Origin of the sequence: Allofournierella massiliensis, assembly GCF_004345265.1 — a bacterium.
Taxonomy (GTDB): Bacteria; Bacillota; Clostridia; order Oscillospirales; family Ruminococcaceae; genus Allofournierella; species Allofournierella massiliensis.
Map to the genome: position 1 here is coordinate 1 of NZ_SLUM01000019.1, position 25,758 is coordinate 25,758.

Here is a 25,758-nt window from a genome sequence, read left to right on the forward strand (position 1 = left end):
CTTGCGCGGCGGTCTTTTTGTTTTGCTCTCTTTCGCCTCCTACTAAGGTTGCAAACTTTCCTCAATTCCCTGTTGACTTTTTATTTGCAGACTTCATGAAAAAAGGGAGCCGCGTGGGGGCGGCTCCCTCTGCTGATGTCAGGCTTCCACGTCTTCCACTTTGGCTGCTGCATTCTCTTCAGCTTCCTTAGCGGCGCGCTCTTCATTGAGATCTTTGGCAGAGGCAAGAATGTCGGCTGCATTCTCCTGCACATTAGTAACCGTTTCCATTACGGAATCTTTCATGCGCAATCCTGCAGCAGTTGCATGCACATATACGTTTTTCGCATCTTTGCTCGCCAGAAGCTTGACTCCGAAAGAGCCAAACAGAGCACCGCCCACAAAGCACGCCAGTTTAGAGTACATTCCCATTTTAGTTCTTCCTTTCTATCATTTCCGCTTGTAGCCCGTGACCATAACCATGATCATGCAAATTACTGCACCCCAGGCCCAGAAACGATGTTGTTTCACTGAGATCACTCCTTTTGCATCAAGATGGTGTTGAGTGTCCAATTATTATACATGGGCCTTCTCTGCCTGTCATTATTGAAACGGACACCTTGTTATGGTTTTTGACATTTTTTTAAATTGTCCCGGCGTAACGCCATAATGCTTTTTAAAAACCGTACTGAATTGACTCATACCCTCGTATCCGACTTCTTGTGCAATTTGGTAAATAGGCTGATCCGTACAGCAAATCAATTCTTCGGCTCTCCGCATACGTAATTCCATCAGCCAGCGGTGAATAGACATTCCGTGTATGCGACGAAATTCCGCCTTCAAATAGGTAGGCGAAACAGAAAGCATTCTGCTTAATTGAATTATGGTGATCTTCTCAGATAAGTGCTCCTCCATATATCGTTTGGCATCCAATACACTTCGGCACATACGCCTACTTTCTTCAGCCCGATCATTACCGCTTTCTCCGCAATTCCTTGCAGACAGAACATACAACAGTTCCAAAGATTTCAAAAAGCAATACTTTCCGGCCGCTTCCTCAGGCATAAAGTCCAAGAGCTCAAACAGGGACTGTGTCCAGCTATTGTTAACGATTATTATACTCTCGGGCCACTCCCTCATTTCAGATTTTAATTGTTCCAGGTCTAATTTTAAAATATCGCAGAGAGAAAAAAATTGTTTACTAATTCGGCAGTTATCGATTGCTACCAGAATTCCTTGCATGTTTTTGCTGATATTGATCGAAGTATACTCTGTCATATTAGTCAAAAGCAGAACATTTCCTTTTACCGCCCTGTACGGAATATCGTTCGCACGCTGTATGATGATTTCGCCTTCCGTGCAAAAGAGAGCTTCAACAAACCGTGGAGTTTTCTCCATAGGAAAAGGGAGTAGAATTTTATCGGATACTCCCGCCCCTTTAAACCGACAGATGTAAATCCCTGGTATATCATCGAGCCGGACTGCACTTGCCTGTATATCCTTCTTCAGACATTCAATTAACATACCCCGTCCTCATTTCCAAATAAGTGCAAAACACTCAGTCACTTAATCAGGATCTCTAACCAGCGATTGCAAAGCCAAAAAACTCTCTTCTCCAAGCCCATGTTCCATTTTGCATGCATCTCTGGAAGCGATTTCTTCATCAACTCCAACCATAACCAACAACTCATATAGTACTCGATGCTTGGCCTCCACTTTTTGCGCCAATTTTATCCCCTTCTCGGTCAGATAAATATTTTTGAGGTCATCCTGATATACCAGCCCCTCTTCCGAAAGAATTCTAATCGACATCAATGCCGTAGGCCGGGACACAGACAAACACTTAGCTATCTGACAACAACGAACCTTTCCCTTTTGTGACAGCTGGTAAATAGTTTTTACATAGTCTTCTGTGGCACGTTTGCTTTTCACAAAACCTCCCGTCCTTCTGCTCTTTAATTTATAGCCGCAGGATTCATCAGAAGCCCACGTGGTTAGTTCAAACTAACATCAAGGCAAAAGCAATGGTTAGCATTGGCTAACTATTGCCATGGTATCATTTCTCCATATGACTGTCAAAGCGAAAGCTAGTCTTTTATATTAAGATACAGATATGTTTTCTCTTCGGGTTCTTGTTGTGATCTTTCTAAGAAAAGCTGCGGCTCCCCCTATTGGAGAACCGCAGCTTTTTGTCCTGTATTACTTATGTTTATGCGCGCCGCAGCTGCAATGGGAACCATTCTTTTTTGCATTGCATGCCGAACAGCCATCCGGACACCCAATACATTTCTTTCCGCTTTTTTTTGCTTTGTAAACATAAAAAGCTGCTGCTGCAACAATCACCAAAATGATTGCGATTAAAATGTAATCAATCATTACGCATTTGCTCCACTCAGCGCATATTCACGCTTCAGGTCCTTCTCAGTCTTCGTGCACAGATAAACCAGTACAGCAGCAAAAGCAACCACTGCAACCAAACCAGGGATAAAGCCTACGCCCACCGAACCAGTGGTAATCAGGGTACCGATTTGGTATACGAGATAGCCCACAGTATAACCGGTACCCAGCTGCAGACCGATGCCAGCCCAAAGCCACTTGGCGCTCTTCATCTCAGAATTCATGGCACCAATGGCGGCAAAGCAGGGAGGCGTGTACAGATTGAACATCAGATAGGCCAAGGCAGCAACCTTTGTAATAGCGATAACACCTGCTACCTCAGCGCCGGCACCTTCCATCATTTCCAGAGCATCGGTGTCGATAAGGTTCTCCAGACCAACAAAGCAAACAGCCAGAGTACCAACCACGTTCTCCTTGGCGATGAAACCAGTGACGGCCGCGGCAGCCAGCTGCCAGCTGAGGACACCGACAATGGGCACCAGCAGGTATGCAAAGGGATGGGCAATGGAAGCCAGAATAGAGCTATCAGCGGTCTCTGCTACCTGGAAGCTCCAGTTGAAGGTCTGCATAATCTGCACGGCAGTATTGCACAGCAGGATGATCGTGGCAGCCTTTACGATGTAGGCCCAGCCCCGGGCACACATAGCTTTCAGGGCAAAGAGCAGAGAGGGAACTTTATACTCGGGCAGCTCGATGATGAAGAAAGACTTGCGGTTCTTGTAACCGGCAATTTTGTTGACCAGCAGAGCACCCAGGAAAATCAGAACGATGCCGGTGAAGTACATGGTAAAACTCACCCAGCCCGCATCGTCAAAGAATGCGCCGGCAAAAAGGGCGATCACGGGGATCTTTGCGCCGCAGGGCATGAAAGGAGTCAGCATAGCGGTAGCACGGCGCTCACGCTCGTTGCGGATGGTACGGCTGGCCATAACGCCGGGGATGGCACAACCAGTACCGATAACAAAGGGAATGACCGATTTGCCGGAAAGACCTACCTTTTTGAAGATGGGGTCCAGAACCACCGAAACGCGGGACATATAGCCGCAGTCCTCCAGCAGCGCGATCAGGAAATACATGATCATAACCAGAGGCAGGAAGCCCACGACAGCGCCCACACCGCCGATGATGCCGTCGGCCAGCAGCGCGGTCAGCAGAGGATTGGCGTCAGCCAGCAGCACCTCGCCGACGTAGCCCTGGAAGGTCTCGATCCAGGCCACCAGCGTGTCCGCAATCAGCGGACCCACCCAGACCTGCGAGATCTGAAACACCAGGAACATGACCACGGCAAAGATGGGAATGCCCAGGAACTTGTTGGTCAGCACGGCGTCAATGGCGTCCCCCGTGCCCTTGTCCTTGGTGAGGACCTTCCGCTTCTCCACCTGGGAGACCAGGGAATTGACAAACGCGAAACGCTTACGGTCGGCTTCCTCCACAACCTTCTTGTCAGTCAGATCAATGTCGCCCTGGACATAAGGAGCTCTTTGGATTTTACCGCTTTGTGCAACAGCGGCATCCACTACGGCCTTCAGCCCTTCCGCGGCGGTGGAGACGGTCTCTACCACGGGACAGCCCAGTTTGGCAGAGAGAGACGCTACATCAATGACGGTCTGCTTTTTTGCATTGATATCGCTCTTGTTCAGGGCGACCACCACGGGGATGCCCAATTCCAGCAGCTGAGTCGTGAAAAACAGGCTGCGGCTCAAGTTCGTGGCATCCACAATATTGATAATAACATCCGGATGCTCGTTCCGCACATAAGAACTGGTAATACTCTCTTCAGAAGTAAAGGGTGACATGGAGTAGGCACCGGGCAGATCCACCGCAATCAGTTCTTCGGTACCGCTGAAATACGCTTTCTTAATGGGATGTTCCTTCTTTTCTACCGTAACACCAGCCCAGTTGCCCACCTTTTCATTTCGCCCAGTCAGAGCGTTGTACATGGTGGTCTTGCCGGAGTTCGGGTTGCCGGTTAAGGCAATACGCATGGTAATTTCCTCCTCTATTCTGTTTTGCTGTTTTTATCACAACACACGGCAGTTGTCTTATGCTAACCGACATGTGCAGCAACCTATGCCTTCTATGGACTGGGCGAGGCAATATCAGATTAGAATTGCCTCGGCCAGTTGATTATCGATATTGTAGCGCCCGTCTTTAATAGAAACAACGCAGCCACCTTTCAAGTGGGAGATCACCGTAATCGGCTCTCCTTCATAGCACCCAAGAGAAAATAAAAACGCGTTCAATTCCTCATCATCCGTATTAATTTGCCGGACGAAATACTCTTTTCCTTCCAAGGCATCTTTCAAAGTCATTCTTCTCACCTATCATCAAAATATCAGTTAGCATAAAGCAACCAGTGTACGATAAAAAATGGTTAGCATCTTCTAATCGGTCTCCCAAATAATACATCATCCTTCTTACGTTGTCAAGGTGAAATCAAAACAAATTTCGACGAATCAAAACAACATGAATTTCGACGAATCAAAACAACATGAATCAATTTGAATCTTGATGGCTGTTTGTGGTATAATAAAAGAATTAGATCAACACACAGACAGGGGGGTCCCTATGGCGATTCATGAATCCGGTCAAATGTATCTGGAGACGATTTATATTCTCTCAAAAACAAAAAGCCTTGTGCGCGCCATTGATGTTGGGGAGCATTTGGAATACTCGAAACCCAGCGTCAGCAGAGCTCTGTCCATTCTGAAGAAAGACGGATATGTTCTGGTGGATTCAGATGGTGCAATCAAATTGACGAAAACCGGTCTGGAGATTGCGCAAACGATGTACACACGTCATACCGTCCTTTCTGAGATGCTGATGCGCTTGGGTGTAGATGAAAAAACAGCAACGGAAGATGCATGTCGAATCGAGCATGTGATCAGTGCAGCGTCCTTTTCTGCAATTCAGCAACACGTGAAGCAGTCTTTGGAAAAAAAGGCGAAGGAATAGCCCATGAGCGTCACTCATTCCCTTTTTACGTGAAAATATGCGGGGTCCAAATATCCGGATACCTGCCGAGAAGCTCATGCACGACTTGCCCATAAAAAAGGAATGCGAATTCTGGATTTGGGATGCAGCCGAGGTCTTTCCTCCATATTTTTAGCCCAAAAATATGAAGCCGAAGTCTTTGCCGTCGATTTATGGATTTCATCCAGCGATAATTATGTCAGATTCCAGAAAAAAGGCGTAGCGCAACGGACGATTCCGTTGCAACTCGATGCCACCAAACTTCCATTTGCGGAAAACTTTTTTGACGCAGTGGTCAGTATAGATTCCTACCATTATTTCGGTAACAACAATACTTATTTTGAAAAGATACTGAAGCCCACTTTAAAAAAGGGAGCTATGGTAGCATTCGCTTTTCCCGGCATGAAAAAGAACTCCATGAGAATATTCCAGAAGAAATGAAGCTACTATGGGATAACGACGCATTACAAATGTGGCATTCCATTGACTGGTGGAAGCCTAAATTTGAAGCACACCTCGAAAACTTTAATATCAGCGAAATGGATTGTTTTTCCTGTGCATGGAATGACTGGCTTACCTGTGACAACCCATACGCCGCTGAGGACCGTTTAATGCTTGAAGCTGATCGCGGTCGATTTATGAATTTAATAAAACTCACCGGTACCATTCGTTAAAATAATCAAAACCACCGGCTTAGCCGGTGGTTTGAGTAAGCCCTATAAGGGCATTATACTAGCAAAGCCCCTTAAGGGGCCACGAAAAATTCTGCCATCTGCATTTCTTGCCCTACGGCTCGTAAACGAGCAAAATCCCAAAACCATATTTTCTCTCTATATGGTAGGCAATTAGTTTGTCATCTCGCTTCGCTCGCAAACTAAATGCTAAAGCAAGTAATTCGCACCAGCGTAGCTGGTGGTTGCTTTACACTCAAAGCAATAAAAGAAGTCGGACAGCATAACCGCCGTCCGACTTCTTTTATTGTATTCTCTCAGGTAACAACTCATCCATTCGCTATCTCTCTGGCTGCAAGAGACAAACCGCTCGATATTTCGTCACGTATCTTCCCTCTCACAATCCAGAGCCGATAATTTCAGAACACTTTACTAGCAGATAGTCTCTTTTTATTAAGATTTCTTCCATCGAAGCAGTAATGCAGAATTGGCAATCACAACAACAGATCCAGCATTGTGAACCAATGCACCGACAACCGGCCCTAGTATACCAGTAATAGCCAGGGTAATTGCCAGAAAGTTTAACCCCATAGAGAAGGCAAGATTCAATTTGATTGTTTTCATCATCTTCTTGGACAGTGCCAGTAAATGAGGAAGCTCTTTTATCTCGTCATCCACCAACGCGATATCTGCGGCATCCACTGCAATATCGCTTCCTATTCCTCCCATGGCAATTCCCACATTGGCCTTTTTGAGTGCCGGCGCATCATTGATGCCATCCCCAATCATGCACACGTCATTTCCGGCCGCTTGAAACTCTCCGATCTGTTTCAATTTGTCCTCCGGCAAACAATTTGCGTGGATTTCCTGAATCCCCACCTGTCTGCCGATTACATTGGCTGCATTTGGATGGTCTCCAGTAAGAAGCACAGGCTGAATACCCAATTCACAAATTTCACGAACCATACTGGCGCATTCCTGTCGCACCGTATCAGACAATACAATGTAACCCGCCAGGATTTCGTCAACGGAAACATAAATAACTGTCCCGCCTTCCAGAAGATATTTTCCCACCGCTGCAGCGACAAAATGAGAAATCGGAACATCCTTCAGCAACTTTAGATTACCAGCTTTTACAGTCTTTCCATTTACGAGTGCTGTCACTCCTTCGCCAGGGAGCATAGTAAATTGCTCCGCCAGTGCTATAACAGCATTCGATTGCTTCTTATAGCAGGAAGCAATCGCTTTCCCCAGGGGATGCTCGGAAAGCTGTTCAGCGGCGGCAGCATAAGCATAAACTTCCTGCTGGGTAAAATCCGAAACACTGTCCACTGCCGTAACCTTCGGAGTTCCGCATGTCAGGGTTCCGGTTTTGTCAAAGGTGATCTTAGATACGTTGGCAAGGCGTTCCAAAGCATCTCCTTCCCGCACCAAAAATCCATGCTTCGTGGCATTGCCGATGGAAGCCATAATCGCTGTAGGCGTAGCCAGTACTAGCGCGCACGGACAGAACACAACCAAAATAGTTACCGCACGAATAATTTCTCCAGTAAAGAACCAGGTCAGTGCAGTGGCACTCAGTGCAATGACAACAATCCAAGTCGCCCATCGATCTGCCAGCCCAACAATTTTGGCTTTCTCCGCATCCGCCGACTGTACCAATCGGATCATTCTCTGAATGGAGCTGTCATCACCAACCTTGGTCGCTTTCATTTCAAACGCTCCAAACTGATTAACAGTACCGGAAGAAACCTCATCGCCAATAACTTTATCAACAGGCAGGGATTCTCCTGTCATAATCGCCTGATTAATAGAGGTCTGCCCAGACACGATTACACCATCCACAGGAATCGTTTCTCCTGGTAAAACACGAATTCTATCACCGACCACTACCCGTTCGGCCGGGATTATCTTCGCCCCGTTCTCAGTTAGGACTCTTGCTGTCCGTGGAGTAAGATGAATCAGTTTCTCAATCCCTGCTCTGGCTTTGGAAACCGTTAACTCTTCCAGCAATGCGCCCAACTGCATGATAAAGGCAACCTCGCCAGCCGCAAAATTTTCCCCAATCAAAACAGATGCAACAAGAGCAAGGGATACAAGAACATCTGCTTTGATATCAAAGGCGGTAACAAGTCCGATAATAGCCTCCAAAATAATAGGAAGCCCACACAGGATGATTGCTATCCAGGCTGCATCAAAAGGAAGGGGTATAAGATCAAAAATGCTGACAACCAGAGAGGCCCCGCCAAGCAGCAAACAGATAATATCTTTAGTGATTCCTCCCCACTCCAGAAATCCTTCCAGTTTTTCTATCAACGCCTTCATAGTATACCTTCTTTCCATACCTACCGGGGTATAATGCCATTATACGTATAGGGGTATAGGTTTGTCAAGGGAAAATAAAAATAGCGACCTATGACGGCCGCTGTCTAATTTTATCTCATATTAGCAAAACGCTCGACTGCTTTTGTGAAGTTTTCGATTGTTTTATCTGCGTCACCGTGCTCAATGCCATCTCGAACACAATGCTTGATATGTCCCTCCAGAACGACTTGGCCAACTCGATGCAAAGCGGATTTCGCCGCATTGATCTGGGAGAGAATATCCTCGCAGGCCACATCTTCATCGACCATTCTGTCAATTGCCTGAACTTGCCCGATAATTTTCTTTAAGCGACGGTGTAAGTTTTCTGCGTCCATACATTGTCTCATAGATACACCTCCATACCATTAGGGGTATATACAATATGATATGTCATCTTCATTTCATTGTCAATAAAATCGCTCTGTGAATTTCATCTGATAGAGTCTTTTATGCTGAGACCACCTTGTTCTTATCCTGCAAAGGAACAGATAAGATCGCAAATACATTTAAACATATCCCGTTTTGTAAATGTCAACCATTGACATGCTATATTCAAAGTGATAAAATCAAGTTAGTTAGTCGTGCCTAACCAGCTTGAAGGAGGTATTCTTTGGATCATACCGTTTTACTCGCCCTTTTTCTTACGCTGCTAGCTGGACTTAGTACCGGAATCGGCAGCTGCATCGCATTTCTCAGCCGACACACCAATCGCAAGTTCTTGTCGATTTCTCTGGGCTTCTCTGCTGGTGTCATGATTTACGTCTCATTGATCGAGATATTTTTCAAAGCACAGGATGCGCTGATCACCGAGATGGGCACTCGACTAGGCAGCTGGATAACGGTTGCAGCTTTTTTTGGCGGTATGCTGGTGATTGCGATAATCGACAAACTGATTCCAGCTGCAGAAAATCCACACGAAGTAAGACTCATGGAGGACTCGGAGACGGGTTCCATACAGCCTGAGCGTTTGATGCGTATGGGTGTTTTCACTGCGCTTGCAATCGCTATACACAACTTCCCGGAAGGCCTTGCCACATTCGTTTCGGCTTTGCAGGAACCAAAAGTAGCCATCCCCATTGTTGTAGCCATTGCAATTCATAATATTCCCGAGGGAATCGCAGTGTCCGTTCCCATTTATCAGGCCACAGGTTCACGGCAAAAGGCCTTTTATTATTCTTTCCTTTCAGGACTCGCAGAGCCCTTAGGCGCTCTTCTTGGCTGGCTGGTTCTGTGCCCCGTTATGAGTGCCTCTGTATTTGGGATCCTGTTTGCCGGCGTAGCAGGTATCATGGTGTTTATTTCCTTTGATGAACTTCTTCCGGCTGCCCGGGAATATGGCGAGCACCATCTATCTCTCTACGGTCTTATTTCAGGCATGGTCGTTATGGCGATCAGTCTATTACTGTTTTTGTAAAAGTCCTACCGTGAAGCATACAGTTTTACAAATTATGTGCTTGATCCAATAACAGCTATCCTTTATCTAAGCTCAAGCATAACTTTAGTTTCAGAGCAAAAATACTATGAGTTATAAGTAAGGAGTGTTTATATGTTTGAATACAAAGGTATCCCCATGGTCAATATTCCGGTTCCTGCGGAAAAAGTGGATTTGTTTCATTTTGACCCCTTTAATCCTGATGGTCACTGCCGCTGTGGGCACGATGGAAATCACGGTTGCCGAAAGTGTTGTCATAAGCATGAAAGCAACGCGAACGAAGCGTCCCAATGATTCTACATCGTTTGGAGACTACTGTGAATAAAATGCTTTCCTGACAAATTGCTTTTCTGCTGTGTTCAGGGCTATAAAACAATAACTTTAACGCAAATACAGAAGCGCAGACATTGTCCCCCTAATGCCTGCGCTTCTGTATTTTCACACCAATGATATCGTATTTTCCTCATAGGAATGTTCATGTCTCTGGCTTTTTCCAATGGCTCAACTTCGACAGCCGCGCTTCTAAATAGACTCTGACCTGGTCCGGTGACCATGTCTCATTGGACATATGACTCTCCAGGAAATTCAGTAGTTCGTTAAGGCTTGTGTAAACAAATTTTCCGTCTGCATAGCACCACTTACAGTATGTTTCATTGAAGGAACCATCCGGCTCCCGACTAATGTTGGTGTCCTCCAGCGGCATGCCGCAGCATTGACAGACCAACTGTCGAGGCGAGCCCAACAGCGTATTAATGGACACATCAAACAGCCTGGAAAGCAGCTTCAAAGTTTCTGTATTGGGCACTGTTTCGCCAGTCTCCCAACGGGAAACCGCCTGTCGGGTCACATGGACCTGCTGCGCCAGCTGCTCTTGGGAGAGTCCGTGGTTAGTGCGTAGTTCCAGAAGAATTTCTTTTGTATCCATGTCAATCACCACCTTACCTGGATTGTACCACAGCAGGAGCCAAAAGCAAAGCAACCATCCGTTGCTCTACCCCTGTTCCCACAAACGAACTAACAAGACATATGTATACTTTAAGTTGGATTTGACGACTTCTGTCGTTGCGGTCACAGCGAAATCGGAAAAAACGCACCCAAACCACTCACTGCGATGAATTTATTGAAAATTACTGAACGGATACCATCCGTTTTATAATAAAAATATCCGGTAGTGAGCGACAGCAGCCATCCATTACAAAGGCCCCTGTCGAAAAAATCCCCACTTGTTCTTGGTGACAAAAACTCAACAAAGCGATTGATTGCAACGCAAGAATGCAGTATAGTAAAGATGGTTAGCAATAGGCAACCGTTAACCGGAAACATCGCTGAAAGATACAGGGATACGGAGGCAGTTATATGCACGCGTATTATCAAAAAAGCAAGAATAAGCTCCAGCGGGAAATGAACAATTATCTGAAACTTATCAAGCCTGAACTGGAGGAGATTTTCCGAAAGCCTTATCCCCAGATTTTCGCTGAGGTTTGGGAGTATTACGAGCAGGAGATGCTGGAGCATTTTCCTTTTATCGGCGGCGACAGAAGCAGCGGCACCAAAAATCTAACTGGCTGTATGTTCTTTATTGCCATTGGTGTTGTGGGAAAACGATACGGTCTCTCCATCCAAGACTGGGGACGTTTGTCCACCATCCTCTATGAGCGGTACTTTGACAGAGTTCCCCGACCGTTGCGCCGGCTGATTGGCGGAGTGTTCAACCATTGCCCCGGTCTTGTCAACAATGCCTTGCGTCGAAAAGACAGAAAGAATGCGGAAAACGCCGCAAGAAATCCAGGAGGCTTTGTAACACAGACCATGCCCCCCACAGAAGAATACCCCGTCATCTATCACAACCAGGTTTGCCCCATCTATGAGTTTTGCAAAGCGAGAGACTACATGGAGTATCTGCCTTACATGTGCAATCTGGACTATGTAATGTTCCATGCCTTTGGTGTTGCTCTATACCGGGAAAAAACCTGTGCAACCGGAGATGACGTGTGCGACTTCAAGATGAAGCGGGGTGCAACGCCCCCTGCTGTGTGGCCTCCGCATATTTTAGATGAATCTGATCCACTGAAATGATAGCAGTAGTATAAAAAGTATCTTTCCTCGCGTTAGGAGTACCATAAAAGGAGAAAACCATTATGAAAAGATTGATTAAAGGCGGATTTTTGACACTGAGCGGTACGATTGGAATTACTGGAACGATGATGGTTGCGATGCAAACCCCAGCAAACGCATGGGTAACACCGCCGGGAAGAATGATTATAAGTATTTTGGAAAACGGGTTATCCCTTCCTGCAATTCTGTTTCTTGTACTGTTCGTTTGCGGATTGTTTTTTATCCTGACAGACAATATAACAGATTAACTGGTCTTCGCATATCGGAAGCTGAGTTATGCCGCAAAACAGTAGAACCAATCGACATCATCATGTCGGTTCTTCTTGTGAGCGTTATGATTCCAGTTCTCCTCTGCTCCTCTGAGCTTGCTGTCGGATTAATAAGCTACACTTGGGCGGCGAGATAAGAGATGGTACTTAACGCACAACTGTTTAGCAACAACTCTCTTGTAGATGAAAGGGGATGCATATGAACTGGATGCGCACTTTTTTAGATGGGTTCGCTATGGCAGCTTACTTTAACCTGCTTGCCGGGTTGACAGCACTGTATTGTCCCAGGCTGATGTTCCCTTGTTATCCCCCCGCCATCATCAAGGCGGCGAAAGAGCCGCCTACCGCGACAGAAAAACGTTCTTACTGGCTTTGGATCTGTTTCGGAGAACTTCTGCCCCTTCTTATTTATGGTGCGATTAGTACTTTGGATGGCGGGACAACAGGATTCTGGCATCTGACCCTGACCGGGTATATCCAGTGGATGATGGTCAATTTCTGTGATCTGCTCTTCCTGGATTTCTGGCTGATCCAAAAGAAGGCAAAACACCGGTTTGTCATTCCCGGTACGGAGGGACATCCTGATTATACGTTCAAAAACTGGATGAGGAATTACGCTCTGCCGGAGCACCTTCTTCAATGGCCGTTTTTGATGTGTCCCGTCCTGGCAATGGCTCAGGCGGGACTGGGGCTGCTTCTCAATATATTTTGGTGAACTGTAAGAATTGAGGCGCACAAGATATCCGGATGTACTGTTTTTTGACACCGTTCGGGAGGTCTTGGGCTTTTGCCGACGAGCGGCAATGATCATTCTGAAGATGGAAATGGAGATGATTCAAATACTACTAATCGAAGGCGTTTTCCTGTGTATCGTGTTTTGGGGCGTTTGCTGGCTTGGTACCGGGAGCGATGAGAAAAACATCCGTAATTTCTCGTCTTATCCGCGTGCAGTGCAGAAGATTGTATCCACCCGTCCGGAGCTGGCAAAAAAAATTCTGCAACGGAGTCCTGTGGCCGTCTTCACAAACAATCTGCTGCTGTTTAGCTTTCTACTGTTTGCGCTGGGTATTTTTACTCGCCAGGAAAACTTTGCAGGAAACTTTTTAAACGCCTTGCTTTTGGGGCAGGCGCTGAATCTGTTTGATTTATTAGTAATCGACCTAATCTGGTGGCGACACACCCAGCGAGTGCGGTTCACCGGCACGGAAAATCAGCCGGAGCTGTACGCTGATCCGGGAAAGCACATTTCATCTTTTCTGCGTGGAATTGTGATGTTTCTGCTTGTTGCGCTCATCGATGGCTGTTTGCTCTCTTTGTTTTGAGAGGAAAATCTTTATGATGCTTACAGCACTCGTTGGCTCTGTTCCACAGTAACTTTTACGGTCAAGAGCGGTACCACCTTCTCTCCGGCTTACAAAGCGTAATCGGGTTGATCTGTCGCCTAATTCACGGCGGTGATGGACCGGACCGGCGGGCATTTGGCGCGGACGGATGAATATTCAAATTAATTACAGAATTCATCAAAACTTAAACAGGAGGATAACCATGTCTAAGTTGGGTATTGTTGAGGACACACTGTTTGTCCCTATGCTGGGAAGAATCTATGCCAGTGAGCATTGCCAGCAGATCTTATTCGACCAAAAGGCGCTGGAGCTGAAGGAAAAGCTGCCGTCCAGCCTGCTGAAGGCTGGACGGCAGAGCCAGTATACCTTGCTGGCCTCCGCCGTCCGATCCTCCAATATGGATCGAACCGTTCAGGCCTTTCTGGAGCGCAGTCCGGACGGCGTGATTGTTCAACTCGGCTGCGGCCTGGAGACAGCTTATTATCGCTGTGACAACGGGCATACACACTGGTATGCTGTGGATCTGCCTCATGTGATGGAATATCGACGGAAACTGCTGCCGGAGCCGGAGAGGGAAACCTACCTTGCCGGGGACGCCTTTGCAGAGGACTGGATCAGACAAGTTCGCGCCGATGTACCAAATGCGCCGATTCTGGTCACCGCCGGGGGGCTGTTCCATTATTTTGAGGAGGCCAAGGTTGTATGCCTGTTGCAAACACTGCAGCAATATGGAGAGATAACGCTTGTTTTTGATACTGTAAACAAAAGTGGCATGGCTATGATGCGAAAAAAATACATGAAGCAATTGGGCCATGCCGATGCGCAGATGTTTTTCTATGTAGATTCGGCAACGGAGCTGACCAAAAAAATCGGCGGTAAAGTCAAGGTTCTTGCGGAGGAACCATACTATTACCACATCCCCAGGAATGGTCTGAAATTGTCTACAAAAATCAGCATGACAGTTTCTGATGCTTTGCGCATGGTGAAAATGATACAGCTGAAATTGTTAAAGTGAGGAAGCGACAATGAATATCGCAGAATTTCGTCAAAAATATCCGGCAGACACACTGGTATTACCCAGCGGAAAACCCTTTCCCTACCGCTACTATAAAAATCCTCAAGCAAAAGCGACCGTTGTTCTCCTGACTGGCGGAATCGGTTTGTCCGATCTGCTCTATCTGCATTTTGACCGACTGGCCAAAGATTTCTCTGTCCTTACTTTTGATTACCCCATCTGCTTTGCCGACAACAAGGAGCTTGCACAGGCCGTGGCTGCGCTTTTACAGCACCTTGGCGAGAAAGCCTGGTTTGTAGGGCAATCTCTTGGCGGTGTTGTGGCGCAGATCATCGCCTCCCTTTATCCGGAAGTGGTGGACGGTTTGATACTTTCCAACACCTGCTCGCTTGCTAAGGATATGAGTCCTTCTGCATATGCACATTTAATGAATATGCTCAAAAGCCAAGAGAAGTTTAAAAAACTTCTCTCCGTCCTTCCATTTTCTGCGGTAAAACACTCTATAAAACGAGTTGTGTTAAATCAAAAAAAAGATGGATTGACATCACAAGAAAAAAAGACCTTGGAAGCATTCTGTGCTATTATGATGGATTTGCTGACAAAGGAATATGAGCGTCATATGGTTGATCTTTTAATCGATACGCAAAACTATTTGGGGATGACAAAAGAGACCTTTACCACATGGAACGACAGAGTTTTGCTGATGTTATCTGCGGATGATGCCACGTTCACACAAGACTGCAAGGATGCCCTCATATCCGTGATGCCAAACCCTACCGTATACACCAATCTTACCGGAGGACACCTTTCCCTGCTGTTTCGACTGGAAGAATATGTAGAATATATCACTGCATATATTTCTGAGCGTACATAGAGAAAATTGTTGCACATTTCTCTGTCCATCCACAGCCCGTTTGCATGCGCCTGTATGCAGAGTTTCAACAAGCGACTTTCCTTTAATTGAAATATGGAATAACCGCTCGCTACTGTATTTAGAGAGTTTTTAACTGAATACTTATAGACAGAAAAGACCGCTGACTTTTGTACAACTGCACGTCAGCGGTCTTTTCATTCAATTGTGCAAAAAAAGCAAGCCTATTTGTCGGTTTCTTCACTGCTTTTTTCGGAAATGATTTGAGTGCACGCCCTGGAAAGAGAGGAAAGTACTCCACTCACAATGTGAAAACTGACGATTACACTAGACGTTCCGCTTCCTATATAAGTGTGTGATCCCCCCGAAGATATTGCCCTCGCCCCATACTGCTCCGGCCAAGGCTTTCTTCTTCACATTGCTATTTCTCCGTCATTCTGCCTCTTCCGGCATTGTTTTCACTCCAAAGAAGAAATACAGGACATGAAAGATCCAGACTGCGGACAACACAGCACACCCAATAAAAATCCCCTTTCCAAACATAATCAGAAAGCCAATACTCATCAGTACAGTGACCGTAATAACAACCCGAATTTTGGCTTTCCGCGTCATCCCCCGTCCACTGACATAGTCCTCAAGATTATCCTTGTACAACTTTGTATTGCGAAACCATTGATCCAAACGTTCCGAGCTTTTTCCGAAGCAATAGGCCGCCAACATTAAAAACGGAAACGCTGGCAGCATCGGCATCACCGCTCCAACTGCTCCAAGGCCCAAACCGATGATCCCAACAGATATGTACAGCCACTTTCTCATAAATCACCTTTTCGTCAGATCGTCAGAACAATCCGACGCTCCTGCGCTTCTACTGTTTCCAGTTCTACACCATAGACTCGTTTCAAAACCGGTTTAGATATCACATCTTCCGGAACTCCTTGCGCTACCAGATCTCCTTGTGGAGACAACGCCACAATTTCATCGCTGTAGTTGACGGCCTGATTGATATCATGCAGAACCATAATAATCGTCATTCCAAGTTTTTCATTCAACTGACGCACCAAGCGTAGAATTTGCAGTTGATAACGCACATCCAAAAAGGTGGTTGGTTCATCCAGAAACAGCACCTTGGTTCCCTGTGCAAGTGCCATGGCGATCCATACGCGCTGCCTTTGACCGCCAGACAATGCATACACCGGTTTTTTTCGAAGTGAGGTTATCCCTGTAATTTTCATCGCCCGTTCAATCATTTTCTCGTCATTTTCCCGTGATTCGGCTTTGCCTAAATAACTGAAGGGGATTCTCCCATAAGCCACCAGCTGCTCCACAAGGATATCTCCGGGTGCGGTATTGTTTTGGTGTACAATGGCAACTTTACGTGCAAACTGCTTCAGACCGATCTGGTCAAGTTGCTGCCCATTCAGAAAAATTTTTCCACCGGTTGCTTTCAGATTTTTCGTCAAAATCTGGAACAGCGTGGATTTTCCACAGCCATTTCCTCCCAATATTGTGGTAATTTTCCCCTGTGGCAGCGAGAGATTGAGATCCCGGAAAATCTGCTTATTCCCATAAGAAAAATTCAAATGTCTTATTTCAAAGCAATCATTATTTTCCATGAATCATACCACTCCTTTGCAGCAGAATTACGAATGCAATACCACCCGCCACCGACATAATGATGGATGCACTGATTTCATACGGATAAGCAATACTCCGCCCCAGTGTATCTGCCAGCAAAAAGCAAAATGCTCCCAGAAGCATTGTGAAGGGAATCAGTTTACGGTGATCGCTTCCCACAATGATTCGCCCAATATGCGGCGCAATCAGTCCCAGAAAGCTCACCGTTCCCACAATAGCTGTGCATCCGCTTACCAAAAACACTGCTATCAGACTCACCAACATCCGAACTTTGTCAACCTGTATTCCCAGACCTCGAACCGTCTTATCTTCCAATGCCAGTAGATTGCACCACCGGCTGCACACAATAGCCAGAATCAATCCCAGAAGGCTGAAAAAGGCCAGTATCCGAACATCCTGCCAGGTTTTCATGGTGATATTCCCATTGACAATAGAAGCTACCGTCGATGTGGTTCCACTGCTTGTTGCACCAAATGCAGCAGACAATCCCCCGAACAAAGACTGTACTGCAACGCCCAGCAAAATAATACGCAACGGAGAAAGCCTGCCTGTCCACGCCAGGCGATATACGACAACGAAGGCAAGAATTCCTCCCAGAAAGCTGAATGCCGGCACAAAACTATAAAGTTGTGGAACCAAGGCTGTTGCCAAAACTGCCGCAAACTCTGCCCCGCTGGCAACACCCAAAATTCCCGGATCTGCCAAAGGGTTACGCAAAACGGCCTGAAACAGCGTTCCCGCTGCCGCCAGAGTAGCTCCTGCCATCAGTGAAATGAGGATGCGCGGAAATCTCAGATCATATACAGCTGCCACATCAGGGTCGTATTCCACAAACAGACCATTCCAAAGCTGTGCAATTCCCAGGTGAATGCTGCCTGTATTGACCGCTGCAAAAAACAGGAACAGCAGTGCTGTTGCCAGTACTCCAAAACTGACACAAAACATTCCGGCTGACCTGACTTTCACCGTATGTCTCATCCTGTTTCGCCTCCTTCTAACTGCTTTATATCCAAATCAGACTGATAAAAAAGCTGATCCAGGTGTTCAAGCGCTTGCGGATATTCAAATGTCGCACTCATGCCAAACAATCCGGACGGCAGATCATACACCTGCCCTTTTTCCACAGCGCGAAAATGCTGCCAGATATCATTTGTTGCAAATTCTTCCGCAAACATTTCCATAACAGATTCCGGCAGAGCATGTGCCGTACGCAGAATAATGTCTGGGTCCCGGGCTAACATATCCTCTGTATTCACATTGATAAACTCGGCATCTTCCCCCGCATACACATTGATACCGCCGGCCATTTGAACCAGACTACCTACATAAGAATTCTCCGTAGCTACCACATAGGACCCTGGTAGCCCCATCAAAATCAATACTCTGGGCGCACTTTTATCCTGATGTTCTGAGGAATACTCTGTATAGTATTCCTCAAACTCTTCAATCATCGCTGCCGCCTGCTCCTCACGATCCAGCAGCAGCCCCAATTCCTCAATCGACTTATACATTCCAAATACGCTTTTGAGGTTCAGGAAGGCATATTGAAACCCTGCCGCTTCGTATTTCGGCTGAAGATCACTGATCAGACTGGACGGGCTAAGAACCCAGGAGGGGGAAAGCTGCTTAAGAATCTCCAGGTCCGGGCTCATTGGTGACCCCAGTTCTACCGCTTGTGCATATCTCTCCGGGATAGTTGTCAAACTTGTTGTGGGCACCCCAACAAGATCCAAATCAAGCCGCTCACATATCTCCATGCATGCCACACTTGTAGCAGCGATTCTACCGCTCGTTCTATCTGTATCTGCAGCTGAACCGCCGCTTTGATCCACGCAGGACGAAAAAAGGAGCGTCGTCATCAATGCTGCCATAACCGGCAAAAATTTTCGCTTATTCCTCATTGTTCCAATCATCCAATTCAATTACGGAATCAAAGTCATCCTCTGCGGAATGTTCTGCAAAGTTTTCCTCTGGGTCTACCGGCCTTTTTTTGTAATGCACCAGCATCCAATATACGGCCAGCAGCAAGCCGCCTGCGAGAAAAGCCGCAACGAACACCACTACAAATAGTGTGAACCAGGCGCTGACATCCAGAGAAATTGTTGTTTTCGTATTGTCTGCCGCAGTTTCAGATTCTTCGTCTCCGGCTGCCAATGCTGCGCTGCCTCCTGTTGTCAGCCCCTGTACTTTCTCCAAAAGCTGACTTCCACCTTCATTCACTTGCTGCGTGTCTTCTTCGCTCATCGGAACGAACCCGCCGGTATTTCCTTCCTCCCAATCATCAACGGTGATGTAGAAAATAACACTGCGTCCCATTGCCTCCACATAGCACTCTGCCCGCAGAATCGCATCCCGGCCCGGAACTTTGACACGGTAGTCTGCTGTATCTTCTCCTTGTGCCGTACATACAGCTTCTCCATCCGTCCAGGTGGAATCGCCCGGAGATTGAACCTGAATACTTACAGAGGAAATATTGCTCATCAGTCCAAATCGAAGGGATATATACTGATTCCCCGACTCATCTGTTTCCAGCATTGCCTGAGAAGTTACCACACTCCCCACCATGGATTGCCCCAGCGCCTCGCTGGCTTCTCCCCCCGAATCCTCAATGACTCCTGTTTCGGGGTGGCGATAGCTGCCATGTGCTGTACCACTTTCAAAGGTCAGGCTGTCTGCCCAGGCTCGTACCGAAAATGTCACGAGCAGGCAGATCAGCAAGGCAATTCCAACAATACTTTTCGCCTGTTTGCTCAGTTTCATTTCATTCTCCTCTTATACCATACATATCCGGCTGCGCACCCGGCACCACAAAGAACGATCACCATACAAATCGCAGCCGGTATTGCAGCACTGCTGTGGAAAAGAATTTCGGATATCTCCTTTGCTGCATTGCCCACTACAGAAATTGCTCCACCTGCTTCGTTTTCATCCAAATTTGCACCAGAATTGCTGTTGCTGCTTTCAACATATTCATCGGCCGGTTTCATTGACTCGAAATCCAGCAGAAGACGCGCTTTTACCTCTATGCTCATTGCATTGATGTACATTGTCATCAGCATAGGTGATTCCAGCGTATTGTTGTCAAATGCAAATGCGAAACTATCATAGTCGATGCCATCTTTGGTCAGTGCATTTTCTTTCTTCGTGGCTTGAATCCCATTATATTTTATATATTTGGGTCCGCCCCCTTCGATTCCAGCAACAGTATGTTGGATATAAATCGTCAGTGTGGCCTTTCCGTCTGTAACCACGATATCCGCATCAGGCAGCATATAATCCGCCATCATGCTGGCTTCGTCGCTGGCTTCTTTAACGGCCGTAACTGGAAGACGATATTCTCCATCCTCCAACTGTTCACTGGTGATCGCCTGCGTCGAGAAACTTCCGTTGCCTGCCTCAATCGTTCCACTGGTTGCACTCGGCGTCGGGGTAGGTGTTGCAGATACCTGTGCCGAGGTAGTGCTTCCCGAAGCGAAGTCCGACAGTACCACATAGAAGGTCTGTGTGCTCTTCATTACCGCATTTACATATGCCTGACACTTCAGTGTTTGATTTGAAGAGTTGGTTATCGCCTGTGTGGACACAGTGACTGTTATGATCGTGGTAGGATAATTTCCGGCGCTGCTGATAAACGCGCTGTTCGCATCAAAATGGTAATACGGATCGCTGGTGGTATCCAGTGTCGCGGAATACTGTTTCCCCGCGTTATCAATAAATACAACATCCCTCAGCGGAGTACCTTCCGATGCATAATTGGGAATCGGATCGATTACATACAGCTTTAATTTTGCAGTATCGCCATCCACCGCTATGTCAGCGTAATTATAGAACAGCGGATCACACATGCTTTCACTGGAGAAATTGGTGCCATTACGCATAGAAGCTTTCGCTGTATAATTGCCATTCTCCAATGTACCATTTGGCACCGGTGTGGTGGTGGGTGCCGGGCTGGCAGTGGGAAGCGGACTGGCAGTAGGTGTTGGAGTGGTAGTGGGAGTCGGTGTTTGCTCAGAGTCAGTGCTTCCCGATGTAAAGTCAGACAACACCACATAGAAGGTCTGCGTAGTATTCATCACTGCATCTACATAAGCCTGGCATTTCAACGTCTGATTTTCAGATTCGCTCACCGCCTGTGTGGGTACATTAACCGTTATGATCGTAGTGGGGTAATTTCCGGCGCTGCTGATAAACGCGCTGTTCGCATCAAAATGGTAATATGGATCGCTGGTGGTATCCAGTGTCGCGGAATACTGTTTCCCCGCGTTATCAATAAATACAACATCCTTCAACGGAGTGCCTTCCGATGCGTAATTGGGAATCGGATCGATTACATACAGCTTTAATTTTGCAGTATCGCCATCTACCGCTATATCAGCATAGCTATAGAACAACGGATCACACATGCTTTCACTGGAGAAATTAGTGCCATTGCGCATCGACACCTTGGCCGTATAATTTCCATCCGACAGCATACCTCCTGGTGTAGAAGTAGGCTTAACAGTAGGTACTGGGGTGGCGGTAGGTGCAGTCGTCGGTTTAGGTGTCGCCGTAGGAGCCACAGTAGGTATGGGGGTGGGTGTCACTGTTGTCCCTTCCGTTTTCTTAAACATCCAGGTCGAGAATTTGTTGGTATAGATGTAAACCGCGTCGTTTTCTCGATCCAGATAGTATGTTCCATCCCTGAAATCCGTAACCGGCCGACCGTTTTCTGTGATTTCTTCAAACTCTGTTACCACATCATTATGCAATCGCCAAACCTGTAACTCCCCGTCTGCTTCCAACGGATAATCTAGTTTTACTTCCAGTACAATGTCTTCCTCGCTATTATCGCCATATTCAAACCTGTTCCAGTTGTCCTCCAACTGGGTGCCATCCTCGCTGTACTTCTTATATTGTAACGACAAGTCCAGAAAATCTGCTCCGCCTGCATCAACTCCGGCCCGTTCAGCCAGTTCCTGTGCTTCTTCCGAATCACTTGCCAGCTCTGATGCAGAAAACGCATAATGCTTTCCTGTATTTTGAGCCTCCTCTTGCTTATGAGCCAGCTGATCCAATCCGTAAATTGTCGCACCGGTCACGGTATCACCGGAAACAATGCCAATTTCCTGACTTGTATTGTATTCCTGCTCATTCCCCTGATACTCGATTACAAAGTTCAAGGTACCAGTATAATTTCCCTCCTGTGCTGCGGCCACATCTTCCGCCATCACGGAGATTCTGCCAGTGGATTGCTGACTGTATTCCGTCAGACGAGCCCACTGCAAGGAGTTGTAGCTGTTCAATTTCTGCCCTTGCTCTGTCGCAAGCACTGCAGTTGCAGCTGCTGTTACCCGGATGCTGCCTCCTTGCAAATCTTTCCCTCCACTTAGGGATACTGTATAATCCACAGCGGTATTGTGCACCGGACTCAGTTCCCCTAAGGTAGTAGCCGCCGGAATCGTCACGCTATAATCAGAGGTCTTCGGCGCAACCACGGCATTCAAATCCGTACCTTCCATCACAATTTCCCACTGCTCTTCCGCTGCATTGGGACTAATCGAGTCACTATCATCCGGATTAAATTCTTTTGCGACAGGTTCTTCCGTTTGTATCGGAGTCCCACCCTGCTCTTGCGGATTTTGTTTTTCAGATGCAGACGGCACAGATACTTCTTGCTTGGCCAGGTCCTCAGCACCCTGTTGTTCGTTCGAATCGGTCGGCTCCGGTACAACCGTTTGCTGCAAAGAATCCCTTTCATCGCTTTGCGCCGTTTTCACCGTTTCGGATGATGACCGCTGAGATTCCAAAGACTCATCTTCTTCCATTATCAAGGCTTCGCCACCGGAAACAGGCAGGTCCTGTTCCGCAGCAAAGGTCGGCAAAGCGTTTCCCCACGCGATCAGCCCCGCCAACATGATTGCTGTTATACGATGTAGCAATTTCATAAGCATCCTCGCCATCTTCACAATAAAAGTGGTGGATACCCGCCGACTGTGCAGCGGGTATCCACAGGTCATTAAACTGTTATATTATGCGGCAGCATAGTAATTAATGGTAAAGTTTGCGGTACCGGTATAATTGCCTGCCGCCGCATTCGCAACATCTGCAGCCTTCACGGTGATCTGACCGGTCAGAGTGCTCTCGGCAGAAGCCTGCTGCGTACCGAAGCTGTTGGTATAAGAAATGGTATTACCCTCACTGGACAGTTTACCTTCAGCCTCCGCGGAAACCTCGATATAACTGCCCTCGGTCAGATTGTTTGCGGAAACCTGTACGGAGATATCCTTCACAGTATCCTGCTCAGTGCTCAGTTCGCCCAGTGCAACACTGGCAGGCACGGTGACGCTGTAGGTGGGCTGTACCGCAACCTGTGCGGTGATTTCCATGCTCTGAGTACTGGTTTCAGTTGCATCAGACCCAGAAGAGGCGGCCTGAAGGTTAGTGATTTTAACCACGAAATTCTGAGTAGTATTCATGACTACATTCACGAACGCACTGCAGTCGAGCCCTTCTTCAAAGCTGTCCACAGCGGAGCGAGGGAGGGTAAATTTCACCGCCTGGGTAGACAACTCATCACCCGCATTGATCCCGAACAAAGCGCCAGTGGTATCGAATGTTTTCACCGCTTTTGTAGTGATGTCAGATTCGCCGTTATAGGTATCTTCTCCAATGGTGATCGTCACATCTTTAATCGTTCCGTCAGTGCCCTGATCCGAGAAAGCAGGAACCGGATACGCCACATAAACAGTCAGCTCCGCATTGGCATCCGTGAGCACAACATCCGCTTCATGCGCAAAAATAGGATCGCACATGCTATAGTTGGCAGGATTTGAGGCATTGTGGAAATGTACTGTGCCCTTGTAATCCCCATTTGCAAGGCCGGCATCGGCTGCAAATGCACTGATGCTGCTCATGCTGGCCAACATACCGATAGCCAGCACGGAACTAGCCAGGCGTTTGAAGTTAAATTTCATTGTGTCTACACTCCTTTTGATTTGATGGTGGATTTGCGTTTATGATTCAGCGCATTCGCGCAAAACCCATATTCATGTTACCTTCAGAATACAGTTGACCGTTGCCCCATTTCGAGGGGAATAGGTCTCATCCATGGAAAAGGTATCGTACTGTATCGTCAGCTCATACTCACCTGCTTCCAAAGCTCTATCCAGCGTAATGTCATACAAATGATCCCCCGGACGTATGAGCTTGGACTGATAGATTTGCTCTTCTCCGATTAAAAATGTGATCTGGAAATACACTTCGTTTTCTTCCGGGTTAGTCAGTTCTATTTGAACATCCGTTGTATCGGCCGGAATTGAAATTGTAGAGTACCCCGGAATTTCAATCCCTTTTTCAGTGCTTTCCTCGGTTGTTTGCCAGCTCTGCGCCTGTTCAAATTCCGGCACAAAACTTGTAACCTCTTTGGGTCTGGTGTTTTGGTATATTGCTGCAGCTGCCAAAATCACCGCAACACCAATAAGCACAATGACTTTTGCTCTACATTTTATCCACATATATATTTCCTCTTTTCAGTTAGTATTAGCTAACCATGTGCTCAAAATAAACCGCCCCTTTTGCAGGCGGTTTCACTGTACGTATACATTTTTTCAATAGTTAGTTTAAGCTAACTATCACCTGAAAAAGAAGCGGCTCACGCCGTTTTCTCAATCATCCTGTTATTTGACTAAAGAATAACACCGTTATTTGCCCACGTCAACACTCTGTCGCTTTTATTATCATAAAGCGATATAATACCACAATATTAAAAAATTTTGTTTCTCTTTAAAATACAGTCCAATTTACACAACTACCAAATTATTCCATCACACTTATGTCGATAGTGACAAGTACCATGCCATACAATCGTATCAAAATCGGCTCTCTGGAAAAGCAAAATTCATTTCGTTACTTCATCAATATCTCCAACTGTTCACCTGAATCTAAAAGAGATATTTCCATAGCACTTGCAGAATGTTTTCGGTCGTCTTGACAGCATATTAAAAGAGATGTATTATAGCAGTGTTACATAACGGTGTTATAAGGAGAATATTATGGAAGAAAAATCAACTGGCACTCTTGAGAGCATCCAGGAGGCTGCTATGCAAGAATTTCTAGAAAAAGGCTTTCAAGGTGCCTCCCTGCGCCAGATTGTGAAAAACGCCGGTGTAACCACTGGTGCTTTCTATGGATATTTCTCCAGCAAAGAAGCTCTTTTCAACGCCCTTGTAGAGCCCCACGCCGTTGCCCTTATGGGAAAGTTTATGGAAGCCCAATCCTCTTTTGCCGAGTTGCCTGAAGAAGAACAGGCTACTTGCATGGGGAATGCGTCTGGAGCCTGTGTAAGGTGGATGGTGGATTATATCTGTCAGCATCGGGAACCGGTTAAACTGCTGCTCTGCAGATCGGAGGGAACCAGTTATGAACACTTTGTCCACAACATGGTAGAAGTGGAGGTGGAGTATACGCTCCGCTACATGGATGTTCTCCGACGTTTGGGGCAAACTCTTCCGGAACTGAGTCAGTCTCTCTGCCATATCATCGCCAGCGGAATGTTCAATGGACTTTTTGAGATCGTCGTACATGATATGCCGAAAGAACAGGCTCTGCGGGATGTAGAACAGTTCCGCACTTTCTACACGGGTGGATGGCTGAAATTGATGGGGGGATGACCCCTATCTTTTTTGAATATTAGTTAGTTATTGCTAACTTGCAGAA

At 46.7% G+C, this 25,758-nt stretch carries 29 protein-coding genes; 12 read left to right on the plus strand and 17 right to left on the minus strand.

Annotation, left to right across the window (positions count from 1 at the left end):
• Positions 1-138: 138 nt before the first annotated feature.
• The 6 genes from EDD77_RS11370 to EDD77_RS11395 all read right to left on the minus strand — a co-directional run bounded on the left by EDD77_RS11370 (position 139) and on the right by EDD77_RS11395 (position 4,688).
• Positions 139-411: a DUF6110 family protein gene (locus EDD77_RS11370; protein ID WP_058964341.1), complete on the minus strand. Its 273-nt coding sequence runs from the start codon at positions 409-411 to the stop codon at positions 139-141.
• Between the two features lie 171 nt (positions 412-582).
• Complete coding sequence (locus EDD77_RS11375) at positions 583-1,503, minus strand: helix-turn-helix domain-containing protein (RefSeq protein ID WP_058964342.1); 921 nt, start codon at positions 1,501-1,503, stop codon at positions 583-585.
• 42 nt (positions 1,504-1,545) lie between these two features.
• On the minus strand, positions 1,546-1,911 hold the full coding sequence (locus tag EDD77_RS11380) for a metal-dependent transcriptional regulator (protein WP_058964343.1): 366 nt from the start codon (positions 1,909-1,911) through the stop codon (positions 1,546-1,548).
• 267 nt (positions 1,912-2,178) lie between these two features.
• Positions 2,179-2,355, minus strand: coding sequence for a FeoB-associated Cys-rich membrane protein (locus EDD77_RS11385; protein ID WP_132587392.1), 177 nt, complete (start codon positions 2,353-2,355; stop codon positions 2,179-2,181).
• A complete protein-coding gene (feoB, locus tag EDD77_RS11390) occupies positions 2,355-4,361 on the minus strand; it encodes a ferrous iron transporter B (RefSeq protein WP_058964344.1) in 2,007 nt (668 codons plus the stop codon). Before feoB ends, EDD77_RS11385 begins: the two co-directional genes overlap by 1 nt.
• Before the next feature lie 114 nt (positions 4,362-4,475).
• Entirely contained in the window at positions 4,476-4,688 is a 213-nt protein-coding gene (locus EDD77_RS11395) for a FeoA family protein (protein WP_058964345.1), read from the minus strand.
• Between the two features lie 256 nt (positions 4,689-4,944).
• Here EDD77_RS11395 and EDD77_RS11400 point away from each other — a divergent pair, with 256 nt between their 5' ends.
• The 3 genes from EDD77_RS11400 (at position 4,945) to EDD77_RS18525 (ending at position 6,023) form a co-directional block, all read left to right on the plus strand.
• Positions 4,945-5,331 carry a metal-dependent transcriptional regulator gene (locus EDD77_RS11400; protein ID WP_058964346.1) on the plus strand — a complete coding sequence of 129 codons (387 nt, stop codon included), beginning with the start codon at positions 4,945-4,947 and terminating at the stop codon, positions 5,329-5,331.
• 102 nt (positions 5,332-5,433) lie between these two features.
• Positions 5,434-5,790 (plus strand): SAM-dependent methyltransferase, encoded by a 357-nt coding sequence (locus EDD77_RS18520; RefSeq protein WP_242868385.1) that lies wholly within the window; start codon positions 5,434-5,436, stop codon positions 5,788-5,790.
• Positions 5,787-6,023, plus strand: coding sequence for a hypothetical protein (locus EDD77_RS18525; protein ID WP_058964348.1), 237 nt, complete (start codon positions 5,787-5,789; stop codon positions 6,021-6,023). The genes EDD77_RS18520 and EDD77_RS18525 overlap by 4 nt, the downstream gene beginning before the upstream one ends.
• Positions 6,024-6,473: 450 nt before the next feature.
• Here the strand turns inward: EDD77_RS18525 and EDD77_RS11410 are convergent, their stop codons facing one another.
• Entirely contained in the window at positions 6,474-8,345 is a 1,872-nt protein-coding gene (locus EDD77_RS11410; RefSeq protein ID WP_058964349.1) for a heavy metal translocating P-type ATPase, read from the minus strand.
• A 110-nt stretch (positions 8,346-8,455) separates the two neighbouring features.
• Entirely contained in the window at positions 8,456-8,731 is a 276-nt protein-coding gene (locus tag EDD77_RS11415; RefSeq protein WP_058964350.1) for a metal-sensing transcriptional repressor, read from the minus strand.
• Between the two features lie 263 nt (positions 8,732-8,994).
• On the opposite strand from EDD77_RS11415, the gene zupT reads away from it, so the two are divergent.
• Positions 8,995-9,798 (plus strand): zinc transporter ZupT, encoded by an 804-nt coding sequence (gene zupT, locus EDD77_RS11420; RefSeq protein ID WP_058964351.1) that lies wholly within the window; start codon positions 8,995-8,997, stop codon positions 9,796-9,798.
• A 132-nt stretch (positions 9,799-9,930) separates the two neighbouring features.
• Entirely contained in the window at positions 9,931-10,110 is a 180-nt protein-coding gene (locus EDD77_RS11425; RefSeq protein ID WP_132587393.1) for a hypothetical protein, read from the plus strand.
• Positions 10,111-10,291: 181 nt separating this feature from the next.
• Here the strand turns inward: EDD77_RS11425 and EDD77_RS11430 are convergent, their stop codons facing one another.
• Positions 10,292-10,741 carry a zinc ribbon domain-containing protein gene (locus EDD77_RS11430; protein ID WP_058964353.1) on the minus strand — a complete coding sequence of 150 codons (450 nt, stop codon included), beginning with the start codon at positions 10,739-10,741 and terminating at the stop codon, positions 10,292-10,294.
• 431 nt (positions 10,742-11,172) lie between these two features.
• Between EDD77_RS11430 and EDD77_RS11435 the strand changes: the two genes are divergently transcribed.
• The 6 genes from EDD77_RS11435 (at position 11,173) to EDD77_RS11460 (ending at position 15,432) form a co-directional block, all read left to right on the plus strand.
• The gene (locus EDD77_RS11435) at positions 11,173-11,892 is read left to right on the plus strand and encodes an L-2-amino-thiazoline-4-carboxylic acid hydrolase (RefSeq protein WP_058964354.1); all 720 of its coding nucleotides are present in this window, start codon (positions 11,173-11,175) and stop codon (positions 11,890-11,892) included.
• A gap of 62 nt (positions 11,893-11,954) precedes the next feature.
• The gene (locus EDD77_RS11440; protein WP_058964355.1) at positions 11,955-12,179 is read left to right on the plus strand and encodes a hypothetical protein; all 225 of its coding nucleotides are present in this window, start codon (positions 11,955-11,957) and stop codon (positions 12,177-12,179) included.
• A gap of 220 nt (positions 12,180-12,399) precedes the next feature.
• Positions 12,400-12,915, plus strand: a complete 516-nt coding sequence (locus EDD77_RS11445) for a hypothetical protein (RefSeq protein WP_058964356.1) — start codon at positions 12,400-12,402, stop codon at positions 12,913-12,915.
• Between the two features lie 88 nt (positions 12,916-13,003).
• The gene (locus EDD77_RS11450) at positions 13,004-13,522 is read left to right on the plus strand and encodes an ABC transporter permease (RefSeq protein WP_242868386.1); all 519 of its coding nucleotides are present in this window, start codon (positions 13,004-13,006) and stop codon (positions 13,520-13,522) included.
• A gap of 169 nt (positions 13,523-13,691) precedes the next feature.
• A complete protein-coding gene (locus EDD77_RS11455) occupies positions 13,692-14,558 on the plus strand; it encodes a class I SAM-dependent methyltransferase (protein WP_394326282.1) in 867 nt (288 codons plus the stop codon).
• A 10-nt stretch (positions 14,559-14,568) separates the two neighbouring features.
• Positions 14,569-15,432, plus strand: a complete 864-nt coding sequence (locus EDD77_RS11460) for an alpha/beta hydrolase (protein ID WP_058964358.1) — start codon at positions 14,569-14,571, stop codon at positions 15,430-15,432.
• Between the two features lie 429 nt (positions 15,433-15,861).
• Here the strand turns inward: EDD77_RS11460 and EDD77_RS11465 are convergent, their stop codons facing one another.
• The 8 genes from EDD77_RS11465 to EDD77_RS11500 form a co-directional block, all read right to left on the minus strand.
• Positions 15,862-16,245 carry a YbaN family protein gene (locus EDD77_RS11465; protein ID WP_058964359.1) on the minus strand — a complete coding sequence of 128 codons (384 nt, stop codon included), beginning with the start codon at positions 16,243-16,245 and terminating at the stop codon, positions 15,862-15,864.
• Positions 16,246-16,259: 14 nt separating this feature from the next.
• Entirely contained in the window at positions 16,260-17,042 is a 783-nt protein-coding gene (locus tag EDD77_RS11470) for an ABC transporter ATP-binding protein (protein WP_058964360.1), read from the minus strand.
• A complete protein-coding gene (locus tag EDD77_RS11475) occupies positions 17,032-18,042 on the minus strand; it encodes a FecCD family ABC transporter permease (protein ID WP_082669601.1) in 1,011 nt (336 codons plus the stop codon). The genes EDD77_RS11470 and EDD77_RS11475 overlap by 11 nt, the downstream gene beginning before the upstream one ends.
• Positions 18,039-18,965, minus strand: coding sequence for a heme ABC transporter substrate-binding protein IsdE (gene isdE / locus EDD77_RS11480; RefSeq protein WP_058964361.1), 927 nt, complete (start codon positions 18,963-18,965; stop codon positions 18,039-18,041). The genes EDD77_RS11475 and isdE overlap by 4 nt, the downstream gene beginning before the upstream one ends.
• Positions 18,955-19,824 carry a heme-binding Shp domain-containing protein gene (locus tag EDD77_RS11485; protein WP_058964362.1) on the minus strand — a complete coding sequence of 290 codons (870 nt, stop codon included), beginning with the start codon at positions 19,822-19,824 and terminating at the stop codon, positions 18,955-18,957. Before EDD77_RS11485 ends, isdE begins: the two co-directional genes overlap by 11 nt.
• Positions 19,821-22,988: an NEAT domain-containing protein gene (locus tag EDD77_RS11490; protein WP_058964363.1), complete on the minus strand. Its 3,168-nt coding sequence runs from the start codon at positions 22,986-22,988 to the stop codon at positions 19,821-19,823. The genes EDD77_RS11485 and EDD77_RS11490 overlap by 4 nt, the downstream gene beginning before the upstream one ends.
• An 84-nt stretch (positions 22,989-23,072) precedes the next feature.
• Positions 23,073-24,017, minus strand: a complete 945-nt coding sequence (locus EDD77_RS11495; protein ID WP_058964364.1) for a hypothetical protein — start codon at positions 24,015-24,017, stop codon at positions 23,073-23,075.
• Between the two features lie 72 nt (positions 24,018-24,089).
• Positions 24,090-24,557, minus strand: a complete 468-nt coding sequence (locus EDD77_RS11500; protein WP_058964365.1) for a hypothetical protein — start codon at positions 24,555-24,557, stop codon at positions 24,090-24,092.
• Between the two features lie 537 nt (positions 24,558-25,094).
• On the opposite strand from EDD77_RS11500, the gene EDD77_RS11505 reads away from it, so the two are divergent.
• Complete coding sequence (locus tag EDD77_RS11505; protein ID WP_058964366.1) at positions 25,095-25,712, plus strand: TetR/AcrR family transcriptional regulator; 618 nt, start codon at positions 25,095-25,097, stop codon at positions 25,710-25,712.
• The last annotated feature ends 46 nt before the right edge of the window (positions 25,713-25,758 follow it).

Bases quoted from the DNA above. Each gene is read 5' to 3' on its own strand.
- EDD77_RS11370 (WP_058964341.1), bottom strand. From the start codon at position 411: ATGGGAATGTACTCTAAACTGGCGTGCTTTGTGGGCGGTGCTCTGTTT.
- isdE (WP_058964361.1), bottom strand. From the start codon at position 18,965: ATGAGGAATAAGCGAAAATTTTTGCCGGTTATGGCAGCATTGATGACG.
- EDD77_RS11460 (WP_058964358.1), top strand. From the start codon at position 14,569: ATGAATATCGCAGAATTTCGTCAAAAATATCCGGCAGACACACTGGTA.
- EDD77_RS11440 (WP_058964355.1), top strand. From the start codon at position 11,955: ATGAAAAGATTGATTAAAGGCGGATTTTTGACACTGAGCGGTACGATT.
- EDD77_RS11490 (WP_058964363.1), bottom strand. From the start codon at position 22,988: ATGAAATTGCTACATCGTATAACAGCAATCATGTTGGCGGGGCTGATC.
- EDD77_RS11455 (WP_394326282.1), top strand. From the start codon at position 13,692: ATGAATATTCAAATTAATTACAGAATTCATCAAAACTTAAACAGGAGG.
- EDD77_RS11505 (WP_058964366.1), top strand. From the start codon at position 25,095: ATGGAAGAAAAATCAACTGGCACTCTTGAGAGCATCCAGGAGGCTGCT.
- EDD77_RS11495 (WP_058964364.1), bottom strand. From the start codon at position 24,017: ATGAAATTTAACTTCAAACGCCTGGCTAGTTCCGTGCTGGCTATCGGT.
- EDD77_RS11465 (WP_058964359.1), bottom strand. From the start codon at position 16,245: ATGAGAAAGTGGCTGTACATATCTGTTGGGATCATCGGTTTGGGCCTT.
- EDD77_RS11435 (WP_058964354.1), top strand. From the start codon at position 11,173: ATGCACGCGTATTATCAAAAAAGCAAGAATAAGCTCCAGCGGGAAATG.
- EDD77_RS11385 (WP_132587392.1), bottom strand. From the start codon at position 2,355: ATGATTGATTACATTTTAATCGCAATCATTTTGGTGATTGTTGCAGCA.
- EDD77_RS18520 (WP_242868385.1), top strand. From the start codon at position 5,434: ATGCGAATTCTGGATTTGGGATGCAGCCGAGGTCTTTCCTCCATATTT.
- EDD77_RS11430 (WP_058964353.1), bottom strand. From the start codon at position 10,741: ATGGATACAAAAGAAATTCTTCTGGAACTACGCACTAACCACGGACTC.
- EDD77_RS11485 (WP_058964362.1), bottom strand. From the start codon at position 19,824: ATGAAACTGAGCAAACAGGCGAAAAGTATTGTTGGAATTGCCTTGCTG.
- EDD77_RS18525 (WP_058964348.1), top strand. From the start codon at position 5,787: ATGAAGCTACTATGGGATAACGACGCATTACAAATGTGGCATTCCATT.
- EDD77_RS11470 (WP_058964360.1), bottom strand. From the start codon at position 17,042: ATGGAAAATAATGATTGCTTTGAAATAAGACATTTGAATTTTTCTTAT.
- EDD77_RS11445 (WP_058964356.1), top strand. From the start codon at position 12,400: ATGAACTGGATGCGCACTTTTTTAGATGGGTTCGCTATGGCAGCTTAC.
- EDD77_RS11475 (WP_082669601.1), bottom strand. From the start codon at position 18,042: ATGAGACATACGGTGAAAGTCAGGTCAGCCGGAATGTTTTGTGTCAGT.
- EDD77_RS11425 (WP_132587393.1), top strand. From the start codon at position 9,931: ATGTTTGAATACAAAGGTATCCCCATGGTCAATATTCCGGTTCCTGCG.
- EDD77_RS11400 (WP_058964346.1), top strand. From the start codon at position 4,945: ATGGCGATTCATGAATCCGGTCAAATGTATCTGGAGACGATTTATATT.
- EDD77_RS11395 (WP_058964345.1), bottom strand. From the start codon at position 4,688: ATGACTTTGAAAGATGCCTTGGAAGGAAAAGAGTATTTCGTCCGGCAA.
- feoB (WP_058964344.1), bottom strand. From the start codon at position 4,361: ATGCGTATTGCCTTAACCGGCAACCCGAACTCCGGCAAGACCACCATG.
- EDD77_RS11500 (WP_058964365.1), bottom strand. From the start codon at position 24,557: ATGTGGATAAAATGTAGAGCAAAAGTCATTGTGCTTATTGGTGTTGCG.
- EDD77_RS11375 (WP_058964342.1), bottom strand. From the start codon at position 1,503: ATGTTAATTGAATGTCTGAAGAAGGATATACAGGCAAGTGCAGTCCGG.
- EDD77_RS11415 (WP_058964350.1), bottom strand. From the start codon at position 8,731: ATGAGACAATGTATGGACGCAGAAAACTTACACCGTCGCTTAAAGAAA.
- EDD77_RS11410 (WP_058964349.1), bottom strand. From the start codon at position 8,345: ATGAAGGCGTTGATAGAAAAACTGGAAGGATTTCTGGAGTGGGGAGGA.
- EDD77_RS11450 (WP_242868386.1), top strand. From the start codon at position 13,004: ATGATCATTCTGAAGATGGAAATGGAGATGATTCAAATACTACTAATC.